Genomic DNA, 12324 nt, shown 5'->3' on the forward strand with positions numbered 1-12324 from the left:
CGCACCGGAAGGTGCAGGAGGTCTTCCATTAGGATTGGCATTTACACAATATCTTGTTTGTGAAAACAAAAAGGAGCATGATGCCTGTGGGCAATGTGCTGCCTGTACAAAAGCCTCCCAGTTTGTTCATCCGGACATTCATTACTCTTACCCGGTTATTCCGCGCAAGTCGGGTGACAAGCCTGTCAGCACAGATTATATCAGTGAATGGCGTGAATTTGTGGTCACCCATCCCTATGGTAATGCGTATGACTGGTTGCAGTTTATAGGTGCCGAGAACAAACAAGGGAATATTACAGCTACTGAATGTCAGGATATTATCCACAAATTAAACCTGAAAAGCTTTGAAAGTGGATATAAGATCCTGGTGATGTGGATGCCGGAATACCTGGGGAATGAAGGGAACCGGCTGTTAAAACTCATTGAAGAGCCGCCTAAAAACACGCTCTTTATCCTGATAGCCGAAAACCAGGAGCAAATATTAGCGACCATCTTATCAAGAACACATCTTATTAAAATAAATCCGTTGGAAAAAACGGATATGATCACTGCATTGGAAGTGAAGAGCAAAGTACCTGCCGCCAGGGCACAACAAATTGCGACCCTTACCGCAGGTAATTACCGGGAGGCATTGTATCTGTTGCAGCATTCTGAGGACGACTATCACGAATTACTCCGCAGCTGGCTCAATCATTTGTTTACAGGTAACCGCGTAGCCTTACAGGAATGGATAGAAGGTATCTCCAGCGCCAAAACCGGCCGGGAAAACCAGAAACAGTTTCTTCGGTACTTCATTAACCTGCTGGAGCATACCCTCCGGCTGCAGTACCTGGACAAAAGCCTGCTGGCCTTTTCAACCGAGGAGATGGACTTTGCTGCCAAGCTGGCAAAATTGGCCAACCTGGACCAGATGCAGGAAATAGCGGCGGAGTTGAACAACGCCAGCTACTATATTGAACGGAATGCCAATGGAAAGATGTTATTTCATGCCCTGTCCATCAAGCTCCAATATATATTCAAAAAGAAACCTTTACCGGTTATGTAATAACCATGGGCCCCCGGAAGGGCTTATCCCCTGCTTTTCCCTATCTTTGTTGCTTCCGGCCTTTTGTTTTTCTGAAAGGAAAAACGTATTTTGAAGAACTGGAATAACCTGAAATGCTTATTTATAAAATTTAAACTAATTAATAATATGGCTTGTGCCGGATGTGGTACGGGTGTGGATGGGAAGCCGTCAGGATGCAAGAGTAATGGAGGATGCAGCACAGGAGGTTGTAACAGACTGAATGTATTTGATTGGCTATCCAATATTCCCCTTGGTGATAGCTTAGCACCATTTGACATTATAGAAGTAAGTTTTAACAACGGCAGCCGCAAAGACTTTTTCCGCAACGTCACCAAACAGCTCCTGGATAAGGGAGAAATGGTAACAGTGGAAGGTGTTAGCGGATTTGATGTTGGCACAGTGAGCCTGACGGGCGAACTGGTAAAACTACAGATGAAGAAGCGACGCGCGGAAGACACACCCGAAGTAAAAAAAGTTCTACGCCGTTCAACTAACGACGACCTGCAGCGAATGAATGACAACAAGTCACGCGAGAAAGAGGCCCTTATTAAATCAAGAGCACTTGCCCGTAACCTTGGACTTGAAATGAAACTCGCGGAAGTGGAAATACAGGCCGATGGCCGAAAAGCCACTTTCTTCTACACAGCAGATGATCGCGTTGATTTTAGAGAATTAATTAAAGTATATGCCTCTGAATTCAGGGCCAAGGTGGAGATGCGTCAGATAGGCGCCCGCCAGGAAGCCGGAAAAGTAGGTGGCATCGGCAGCTGCGGCCGGGAGCTCTGTTGCTCCACGTGGTTGTCTGATTTCAAAAGCGTAAATACTACCGCTGCCCGTTACCAGAACCTGTCTATCAACCAGGCGAAATTATCCGGACAGTGCGGTCGTTTGAAATGCTGTCTTAACTACGAGCTGGATACCTACCTAGATGCGTTGAAGGACTTTCCTGACGATGCTGACAACATCGAAACTGCCGGTGGGGTTGCCCATCTGCAGAAAAGGGATATCTTCAAAAGCCTCATGTGGTATTCTTATGAAGGCAGTAACAAACAATACCCGCTTACTATTTCCAGGGCCAAAGAAATACGCCAGCTGAACAAGCAGGGTATTAAACCGGAAGACCTGAAACCAGTAGAAGTAGTGACAGCCAAACCTAAAGAGGCGGATCTCGGATACGCAGATGTGGTAGGACTGATCAGTCTGAAATCTCTCGAAAAAACTGCTCAAAAGCGGAAACAGAAAGACAAAGACAAGCAAAAACAACAAAAAACAGGCGAGCAAAGACAAGCCCAGGGCCCCGGTCAGCCAAGAACGGAGCAGGCGCCTAAACCAGCTCAAAGACCTGATAACCGTCAGCAGCAGGATCGCAGACCTAAACAGGAAAACCGTCCGCCGCAACAACAACGGTCTCAAGGTGGAGGCCAGCCTAAACAGGGACGTGAACAACAACCCCGTTCAGAACAGCAGCCCCGCCCGGAACAACAACCACGGCAACAAGGTCAAAGGCAACAACAAGGCCCAAGACAACAGGGGCCAAAACAAGCAGGGCAACAACCTGATCAACCAGGCCAACAGCCCGAACAAGGCGGACAACAAGGATCCGCACCCAGAAACGACAGACGCCCACCAAGGCATAAACACCGGTCTGGTAATCCAAACAAAAACAACAACAATCCTGAAAAGGACAACAAATAATGAACTAGCTTTTAGCCTTTAGCTATTAGCTTTTAGCAAAAATGCAGCGGAGATATAGGCAAGTGATCATCACTATACTTATATCTCCGCTGCATTTTTGCTAAAAGCTAATAGCTAAAGGCCAAGTGCTAAAAATAAAAGGCCGCCCAGACGAGGCAGCCTTTGTTAACAATTGGTTTTTGCTTATGAGAAAATTTTTAATAATCGTTGTTATCTCTTCACAAAATCAACCACACAGCTGCCTCTACTGCTTTCTTACACGAACCTACGCTTCATTTTCAAACAGTAACTTATAATAATTCATGTTGGTAGCTTCGTCGAACCCGCGCTCAATCATCTCGCGGTTGCCGTGAATGTACACATGAAAATTCTTATCCAGTTTCAATATACTCTTAAATACTTTCTGCTGTTTCTTTACAGCAGGTGCAGATATTTCAAATTCGTCAGGGATATCTTGCTGAAAATGATTCGCATATTCATTTCTGTATTCTTTAAAAGAAGCTATCGCATCGGGATGCCCCAGTACTTCTTTTGCGAAATCATCCAGCTGGAATTGCTCTTTTTCCTTGAAATAGGCGGCTGATTTATTTAACAGGTCTACCTGATCTACCCTATCCATCTCATACTCTGTTGGTAGTTTGTTGTGTATAAATTGCTTACACATGTCCACCGCTGTTTCCGTCTGATGGTAACTATCTTCCCGTCGCTGAACCTGTAGAAAAGCATCTTTCCAGTATACAGCCTCACTTTGTTTGCTGTTACTATCTATAATGCTCACCTTAAAGCCTTCTGATTCTTCGGTATTAAAAACCAGGCAACCTTTGTCCAGCTTATTGATATTTATACCATCCTCATAATTTACCTGGTAATTTTCATCTGCCAGGAACACTTTCAAATAGGTATCGCGGTTCTCTGACTTGAAAATGCCAATCGCCTCCACTTCTTCACCATCTACCTGGCACTTGCTAAAGTAGGCTATATATAGCTCTCCCCCTTTAATTTTAGGATGGGTGGAATGTTTATATAGATGCCTGGCAATATTAACCGACTGCTCCTGGAATTCATTTTGGTCAGTAAATATACGGCGACAATATTGAAATATTTCATTCAATTGTATATCTGCGTCATGACGGAACCGAAAATACTCGGCTGCGTTGGCAAAAGGTTGAATAAAATAGGTAACCAATAACTGGCTGATCGTTTCATCCTCCAGCTGCAAAGGCGCCTTGGAACAAAGCAAAGCCTCGTCATTAGAGGAATTCCCTACCTTATGTATCGTCAGGTGCGCCAAATCTTTAAACTCCGAAACATGGATCATGGGCGCAAAATTAATAAATTAGTCGACAGGCCGCGGAACCAATTCTGCCGACCATTAATTCTTGATAATTTCATTACACAGGCACTCTCCCGGATGAATACACGAAAAATCCGGAACAGTTCCTTAATTTAAAGTTTCAAAACAAGATGAACATGAGAAAACAGATATGCCTGATGGCGATGATGACTGGCTGGGGCCTCCCAATGATGGCACAACAAGCCACCCCTGACAGACCCTTATATGAAGCCCGTGACCTGACCGCAGAAAACATGTTTTCCGTGAACATAGAAGGACCCAACTTTGACAAAGCCGGCAATTTCTATGTCGTAAATTTTAAACAGGATGGTACTGTAGGAAAAATAAATACCCACACCGGCGCCGGCGAAGTATTTGTAACCCTGCCCGATAGCAGCATTGCCAACGGTATTCATTTCAATAGCAAAGGCGCCATGTTCCTGCCGGACTTCATCAAACACAATGTGCTTACTATAGATCTGAAAACAAAAAAGGTAAGCGTGTATGTCCATTCCGATAAATTCAATCAGCCTAATGATCTCTGTATCAACCGCAAAGACCAGATCTTTGTTTCTGATCCCAAATGGGCCAATAACACCGGACAACTCTGGCGCATAGACGCCAACCGCTCCCCCGTTTTGCTGGAAGCCAATATGGGTACCACCAACGGAATAGAACTAAGTCCGGACGAAAAAACACTGTACGTAAATGAAAGCGTGCAACGTAAAATCTGGAAATACGAGGTGGACAAAGCGGGCAACATCTCCCATAAAACCTTATTCGCTACCTTCCCCGACTTTGGGTTTGATGGCATGAAATGCGATAAAGCCGGCAATCTTTATATAGCCCGCTGGGGGAAAGGCGTCATCGCCGTGATGTCTCCTCAAGGCACGTTAATCCGTGAAGTACCATTGAAAGGCAAACAATGCAGTAACCTTGTTTTCGGGGATAAAGACGGAAAAACGGTGTATGTAACCCTGCAGGACAGGAAATGTGTGGAAACGTTCAGGGTAGCGATTGCGGGAAGGAAATTTTAGCGGTGCGCGCCTTCGGCGCTTTTTGTCTTTTTCAGGATTATACTGATTAAGATGATTTTCAGGATTTTCCTGCCTTTTGCTTGTAATATTTGGGGGAGATATAAGCGATTAAAATTCGCTTACATCTCCCCCAATTTTTTATAAAACCCAAAAGTAAAAATCCTGAAAATCATCTTAATCAGTATAATCCTGAAAAAGACAAGTGCCGAAGGCACTCCCCTCCGCTAGCGGATAATCAACAACCATCCTTTGTTCTTAGATACCGGGATGCTGGCGTCTTTTCCAAACACTTGTCCCTGCTGGAAATTACGTATATCCGGCGCCGTTATTACCGCCCTGGCAGGATCTAATCCCAATGCTTTCCAGTCGATAGTCAATTTGATTGTGGTATCTTCTGATGCCCAGCTGGCAAGGGATACCAGCACTGCTCCATCTTTTTTATAAATAGTAGCCGGCACCAATGGATTGCTGGTTTTAACAGGATTGTTTTCCACCCAGTAACCAATCATTTTTGTACCCTGCATACCAAAATCATCCCATACTTTCCAGATAGGACGTGGATCTGAATTCTCTGTCCATGGCATACGATTCGTCATACCATACACCATACCACGCCATTGGTTTCCGCCATCCTGCAGCATTTCGCCCATCAGGCCAAATGGAATACCACTGACTTCTGTAAGGAAGAAGTCGGGATTGTTTTTTTCATAGTCGAAATACTCACCGAACCAAAGCCTGTTCAGGTAAGGGAAATTTTCCATGTAGAGTACTGCACTGTTAATAAAACCATCTGATTTATTATACTGATTGGCAGAGTGCAGATCAATGATACCCGGATGATTATCCTTGGTGAGCACACGTTTCACGCGTTTCATCGTTACCCGGTCAAAGGCCACATCATCGAGGTAGATACCATCTATACCTACGTTTTGTACCAGCCAGTTCATGCCTTCTACATAATAGTTATGCCAGCGGTTCATACCACTGTTGATAATAGCAGCATCCTTGAATTCAGGTACAAACCAGGCCGCGATATAGTCTTTTGCTACGTGTTCCTGCAGCCAGGAGAAGCCACCACCTTTACCGGGGCTGTACACTTCGTGTCCGAGACTGCGCAGCGGGAATGTTTCCCAGGCATGGTTAGACAGCTCTCTTACGGTATTATAGATCTTTACTTTCAGCCCTTTGCTATGTGCGTCATCAATATAGTCCTTCATCTTTTTCCATTCAATGAACGGATAGTTGATCCAGGGATTGATATCGTTGCCATGGTGGATATTCACCACAGTTGCACCGGTAGCCTTGATGCTGTCGAGGTTATTATACTTGTGATAGAAACGGGTAGACCACTGAAAATCGGTGTTGATGGTGTGGAACGGCGTAATGATGAGGTGGAAGTTATAATACAATACCTCTCCTTTATGCAACGTTCTTTCGCCACTGTAGCTGTTTACCAGGATGGCCTTTCCTTTTTCGCCGATGGTGATACCACCTTTATCGCCGTTACCCCAGGAAGTGGGCAACAATAAAGGCTTTTGCAGGTAGAAGTTTGTATTCAACGGGCGTACGTAATTTTCATCACGGAGATTGAATTGTATCCCTGCGTTAACGTCTCCTATCCAGGCGCCGTCCTGATTTTTATTTTTCACGTCCCATTTCCAATCTATTTTTTCCGGACGTAGTCCACCTTTCTGATTCAGGCCCATCATGTATTTGGCGGCGCCTTTATCAAATGGCAGGTGCATGGTAATTTCCTTCAGGGATATGTCTTCCAACGCAGTAACCTTTACGCTGTAGTCCATGAAGCCATCAAATTCGAGGGAAGCATTTACTTCCATCTGTAATCCAGTGGTGGTGTTCAATGCCTGCCAGCTGACTTTACCTGCCTCCTGAGCAGTGATCTTCCAGCCATTGCTTTGCCATGGGAGATCCTTACCTGTAGCGGCAGAAGTAAAATGAAAATGTACCGGCTCCGTGAAAATATTCTTTGGCTGGGCAGACAAGGCGGTCATTTCAGGGGTAAAGAACGTTTGTATTTGTGCAGGGAAACCATCTTTGTTGATCCCTACTTTACGTCCCAGTAAACTGATCACGCTGTCTTTTACTTCCAGTGGTGTATAAGGTGCTGTCAGGGAATTATCCTGTGCCAGTGTGGAGTTCAGCCACTTTAAACGGGTTTGTTTCCAGGGTTCATTGAAGCCGCTGTTCACAGCCAGTTTATTCGTTACCGTTAGGGCAACTCTTACCGGCATAGCGGGCATACCGGCCGCGCTAACCGTCACTATACCTTTATAAATGCCTGCTGTAGCTGATTCCGGCACATCTACCCCACACCATAGTGCCTGTATCTGATCTGCCGGGATATTTACCACTGGGGCAAATGGCTTAGCATCATAGGTAGTACCACTGGTATTGATACAGTTCAGCTGAGAAGCGGGAATGGTTTTACCATTGGCAGCTGTCAGGTCTCCAAAGGTGATCTGCACCGCTTTCATATCATGACGGGCATAGATACCCAGTTGAAAAGCATAGTATTCTCCTTTGTCGGCTTCACCGGTGAAGGATTGTGAAGGGCCATTCTTTACCCAGCGCTGTGGCAGATCGTCCGTCATTTTAATAGGAAACTGCCGGTCTTCCGGGAACACCATATAGCCCGCACCGGGATGTTTCAGCAGCAGTTGCTGTTTCTCGGCTGCCGTAGCAATTACTTCCATTGGATAAAAGCTATTGAATGTATCAATGGCTTCTATTTCCTTTACGGCAGTATTAGGTTTTATACCGGCGGGAATAGATTGCAGCCAGTTGTTATCGGCTGTTTGTTCCGGCGCCAGGTACATGCCTTTGGGATAGTTATCCCGGCCTTCATTTTTGGAAGGCAGATAATATATGTAGTAGTCGCCTTTGCCGGAGATGGGTTCAAAGCAGATATCGCCCTGCTCACGGGTAAGCGCCAATGTTTTTACATTGGTCACCTTTTGTTTTGTTTTTGCATCCTGGATAATGATGCGTTTCATTTCCGGGTGTTCATCGCGGCGGCGCCATGGAATGACTACGCGGGCCACTTTAGTGCTGCCGTTAAAGCTAACTACAACGCGGTGGTTACCGAGGGAATCTGCGTTCCAGCTATTGTTGCCGGAGGTATATTTCAGCTCCTGGGCCCATGCCGTGGTAAGGAAACTGAAAGTAAATCCTGCCAGCAGCAATCCTTTCCTGATGTTGCGGGAATGGTGGTTGATCTGATACATGAAGGATAATAAGTTTTTAAATGTTCACCAGTTATAAATTTACTATTGTTGCGCTTTCTTTTCCGGATTATTTTATAAAAGCAAAAGCCCCGTAGAACGGGGCCTGTGCGGGATGTTTAGTTAATCGGATTCTGCACCAGGTTCGGATCCAGCAGTATTTCCTGTTCAGGAATAAAGTGAACCACCCGTGAGTCCGTATAGGATATGGTTTGCGGATTTGTTTGTATACCCGGATAATTCCTGTATACGTTACGGTTGTTACGATACAGGTCAAATGAGCGGTGTGTTTCGAAAGCCAGTTCCAGGCGGCGTTCATCCAGTACTACATCCAATACGTTGGAATAGCCCTGCATGTTTGAACTGCTGAACAATGCGTTTCCGCTTAAACCAGCTCTTGTCCTGATAATGTTGACATCCGCCAGCGCGGCTGCACTCTGTCCCAGTTTAGCTTCTGCTTCTGCGCGAATCAGGTACATTTCTGCCAAACGTAATACTACCGGTGAACTGAGGGTTGGTACATTATCCTGGTTAGAATATTTCAGGATATACCATTTCGGCACGCCATTACGCTCTGCCACCTTCTTCTTTCCTGTTGCCGGATCAATTACGTCATTGCCGTCATCATCTTTCTCATATACTACCTGTATAAAAGAATTACGTACGTCTTCCGGATGTTTCTGAATCAGTGTACGGAAAGACTCGGAAGCATACATTTCACCATAACCCATACCACCTGGTGACATGTAATACATAGAGCCAATAGAGTTCCAGGTACGGTCATCCTGCAGGGTATGATGAATAGCGAAGATAGTTTCCCGGTTATTCTCGTTACTCTTGGTGTAATAACCGGAAAGATCTCCGGTAGCCACCAGTGCACGTTTGTCAGACAGAATTACGGAGTCCGCATAAATACGTGCAGAATCATTTTTGCCCATGTAGAGATAAACCCTTGCCAGTAAAGCACTCGCTGCATCTTTAGACGCATAGCTGTTGGTGTTGGAATTATCCATGAGGTCTTTCCCTTTCTTCAGATCTGCCACTACCTGCGCATATACTTCTTTTACGGTATTACGTTTAGGCATTGCTGTGATATCGTATTTGGTAATTACTGGTACGCCCAGGTTGGTTTCAGGGCTCTGCGTGTAAGGACGGCCAAAAGTTCTTACCAGGCTCCAATGAACGAAAGCACGAATGAACAGATTTTCACCGATCATTTGGTTTACTGCGGCAGTGCTGTCCTGTGGCATTACTTCCAGCAATCTGTTTACCCCGTTAATGGCTTTGTAGCCCATACGCCACAGCTGCAGCGCATTACCCTGGTTAGTGAGCAAACCGTAATTATAGGAATACATCAACGGATCCGTAGAAGTACCACTCAGTGCCACATCATCACTGGGAAATTCTCCCATCTGGAAATAGTTGCGGGTAAAACTTTCTTCTTTCAACAACGCATAGTTACCAGCAGTAGCCGCTGGCCATTTGCTTGGATCATTCAGGATTTGATCATCCTGAATAGCACTATATGGTTCTTTTTTCAACGAACAGGAACTTGCTACTGACAATAGTAAAAGCCCTGCAAAATATTTTGACATGTGTTTCATGATCATCTCTTTTTAGCTCCTGTTAAAAATTAATTTCAAGACCAGCAAACCATTTGGTACTGCTTGGATACTTTACGTAGTTGATACCACGATCGTCTACTTCAGGATCCATTCCGGAGAATTTAGTCAGTGTCCACAGGTTATCACCGCCAACAGAAATTCTGGCGTTTCCAACATGCACGCGGTCCAGCCATGCTTTAGGCAGCGCATAGCTCAGGTTTACGTTTCTCAAACGCAGATAGCTACCGTCTTCCAGGAAACGGGAAGATGGTTTTTGTGAGTTTGATTTATTCTTCAATGCATATTTCGGGTGCGTAGCAATGTCACCTGGTTTTTCCCAACGGCTCCAGCCATTATCCAGCTCCATCATATTGTAAGTATTATAAGCGCCATCATTATCCATCAATTCACGGGTGCTGTTGTATACATCATTACCGGAAACGAAGGCCAGGAAGGCACTCAGCTGGAAGTTTTTATAGGAGAAAGTGTTGCGCATACCACCAAAGAGTTTAGGAGTAGCGGAACCTACGATTTGCAGGGTAGCATCGTTATAATTATTGGTAGTAGTTTTACCTGTTACTTTACCATTCGCATCGGTGGTCAGTTTTTCCCACAGCGGATCACCGTTTGCAGGATCTACGCCCGCCCATTTACGCATGTAAAAGCTGCGCATATCTTGTCCCTGCTGCAATACGAAATAGCCACTGATCGGATCTACGATCTGATCTCTGCCTGCATATAAATCGGTAACAGAATTTTTGTTGAAGCCAATATTGAAATCGGTACTCCATTTAAATTTACCTACCAGGTTATCTGTACTCAGGTTGATTTCAATACCCTTATTACGCACAGAACCTACGTTCTGTGAAATGTAGCTGTAGCCGGCGGTTCCAGGTAAAGGCACATTAAACAGCAAGTCCTTGCTATCTTTCTGATAAAGATCTACCGTCAGGTTAATGCGGTTAAATAATCCCAGATCGAAACCGATATTGGTGCTATACGCCTTTTCCCATGACAGGTTAGGTACATTATAAACATTAGGATAAGCACCCGGGAAACCATTGTACTGTGTATTGATGGCATATGCACCAATAGCACTGTAGTCTCCGATCTCCGCATTACCAGTAGTACCATAGCTGGCCCTTACTTTCAGGTTGGAAATGGCTTTGATCTGCTTAATAAATTTCTCTTCCGAAGCGGCCCATGATGCACCAAAAGCATAGAAGTTACCATACTGCTGATTAGCACCAAATTTAGAGGAACCATCTCTTCTGAAGGAAGAAGTAAAGTAGTATTTATAATTGTAGTTATAGTTCGCCTGAACGAAGTAAGAATTAAATGCGCGGGCAATTTTTGTTCCCCCAATAGTCATTGGGGAAGAAGTACCATCCAATACACTTACTCCCTGCAGCACACCTTTACCTTTTGCATTGATATCATTGAGGTTTGTCTGCTGGAATTCAGCGCCTACCAGTCCGTCGATGTTATGAACTTTGTTGATGGTATACCTTGCCTTTAACAGGTTAGAGCTGATATAGCTGGCAGTATCCTGGTAATAGTTATACAGATTACCGCGATCATCGGAACCGGAAGATGTTCTCACATCGCCATTACTTTCCTGGTTGAAGTGGTAATACTGTGCGCGGTTTGTAGAACTGAATGATAACCACTTGGTGATATCATATTCCAGTTTTACCAATGCTTCGAGCGATTGTCTTTTATTTTTGATGTAGTTGTATTGCTGATCGTAGAGGAAGTTACTCTGATCACGGCCATACCATTTGGCTACGTCCAGTGGATTCACCGGTTTACCTTGTGCATCATAAGGTTTATCCCATGGCATGTTGGTATAGTACTGATACACGGATCCATTGGAATTGTCCTGGTCAGTTGTTTGTGTACCTGCTACGTTAACGCTCACTCTGAATTTATCGGTGATGTTATGATCCAGGTTGAGTCGTGCGCTGAAACGCTCTACACCAGTACCTTTCAGGATACCATCTTCTTTATAGTAGTTACCGCCCAGGTAGAATTTAGTTTTCTCGTTACCACCACTGGTCGATAATTCGTAGTTCTGGTTGGTGGCGCTTTGAAACGCCATCTTCTGCCAATTGGTATTTACATTCCGGAGAGAAGGATCTAAAGTGGCTCCTGCGGACTTTTGCAGGTCGTAGAGATCAGCACCGTTCATCAGGTGAAAATGACCGGTATTGATTTGGGCGGTTCCGATATTGGTACGGAAGTTTACCTGTGTTTTACCAGCTTTACCTCTTTTGGTGGTAATGACCATTACGCCATTGGCAGCACGGGCGCCATATAATGTAGTGGCGGCGGCATCTTTCAATAC

Annotated in this window: 7 protein-coding genes; 3 read left to right on the top strand and 4 right to left on the bottom strand. The window is 44.9% G+C overall.

Annotation, left to right across the window (positions count from 1 at the left end; all coding sequences use genetic code 11):
- Both VIP81_RS29305 and ricT read left to right on the top strand, forming a co-directional pair.
- Window positions 1–1045 (top strand): hypothetical protein (locus VIP81_RS29305; protein ID WP_331970130.1); only part of this gene is annotated, 1045 nt, incomplete at its 5' end.
- Window positions 1046–1192: 147 nt separating this feature from the next.
- On the top strand, window positions 1193–2761 hold the full coding sequence (gene ricT, locus VIP81_RS29310) for a regulatory iron-sulfur-containing complex subunit RicT (RefSeq protein WP_331970133.1): 1569 nt from the start codon (window positions 1193–1195) through the stop codon (window positions 2759–2761).
- Between the two features lie 265 nt (window positions 2762–3026).
- Here ricT and VIP81_RS29315 read toward each other — a convergent pair whose 3' ends face one another.
- A complete protein-coding gene (locus tag VIP81_RS29315; protein ID WP_331970135.1) occupies window positions 3027–4079 on the bottom strand; it encodes a nucleoid-associated protein in 1053 nt (350 codons plus the stop codon).
- A 152-nt stretch (window positions 4080–4231) separates the two neighbouring features.
- Here VIP81_RS29315 and VIP81_RS29320 point away from each other — a divergent pair, with 152 nt between their 5' ends.
- The gene (locus tag VIP81_RS29320) at window positions 4232–5131 is read left to right on the top strand and encodes an SMP-30/gluconolactonase/LRE family protein (protein ID WP_331970138.1); all 900 of its coding nucleotides are present in this window, start codon (window positions 4232–4234) and stop codon (window positions 5129–5131) included.
- Between the two features lie 224 nt (window positions 5132–5355).
- Here VIP81_RS29320 and VIP81_RS29325 read toward each other — a convergent pair whose 3' ends face one another.
- The 3 genes from VIP81_RS29325 to VIP81_RS29335 all read right to left on the bottom strand — a co-directional run.
- The gene (locus VIP81_RS29325; RefSeq protein WP_331970141.1) at window positions 5356–8376 is read right to left on the bottom strand and encodes a glycoside hydrolase domain-containing protein; all 3021 of its coding nucleotides are present in this window, start codon (window positions 8374–8376) and stop codon (window positions 5356–5358) included.
- Window positions 8377–8492: 116 nt separating this feature from the next.
- A complete protein-coding gene (locus VIP81_RS29330; RefSeq protein WP_331970144.1) occupies window positions 8493–9977 on the bottom strand; it encodes a RagB/SusD family nutrient uptake outer membrane protein in 1485 nt (494 codons plus the stop codon).
- A gap of 22 nt (window positions 9978–9999) precedes the next feature.
- Window positions 10000–12324 (bottom strand): SusC/RagA family TonB-linked outer membrane protein (locus tag VIP81_RS29335; protein ID WP_331970147.1); only part of this gene is annotated, 2325 nt, incomplete at its 5' end.

Origin of the sequence: Chitinophaga sp. (assembly GCF_036566945.1) — a bacterium.
Taxonomy (GTDB): domain Bacteria; phylum Bacteroidota; class Bacteroidia; order Chitinophagales; family Chitinophagaceae; genus Chitinophaga.

What these genes read in the sequence shown, in the direction of transcription:
- ricT (WP_331970133.1), top strand. Translation starts at nt 1,193, where the DNA reads ATGGCTTGTGCCGGATGTGGTACGGGTGTGGATGGGAAGCCGTCAGGA.
- VIP81_RS29320 (WP_331970138.1), top strand. Translation starts at nt 4,232, where the DNA reads ATGAGAAAACAGATATGCCTGATGGCGATGATGACTGGCTGGGGCCTC.
- VIP81_RS29315 (WP_331970135.1), bottom strand. Translation starts at nt 4,079, where the DNA reads ATGATCCATGTTTCGGAGTTTAAAGATTTGGCGCACCTGACGATACAT.
- VIP81_RS29330 (WP_331970144.1), bottom strand. Translation starts at nt 9,977, where the DNA reads ATGAAACACATGTCAAAATATTTTGCAGGGCTTTTACTATTGTCAGTA.
- VIP81_RS29325 (WP_331970141.1), bottom strand. Translation starts at nt 8,376, where the DNA reads ATGTATCAGATCAACCACCATTCCCGCAACATCAGGAAAGGATTGCTG.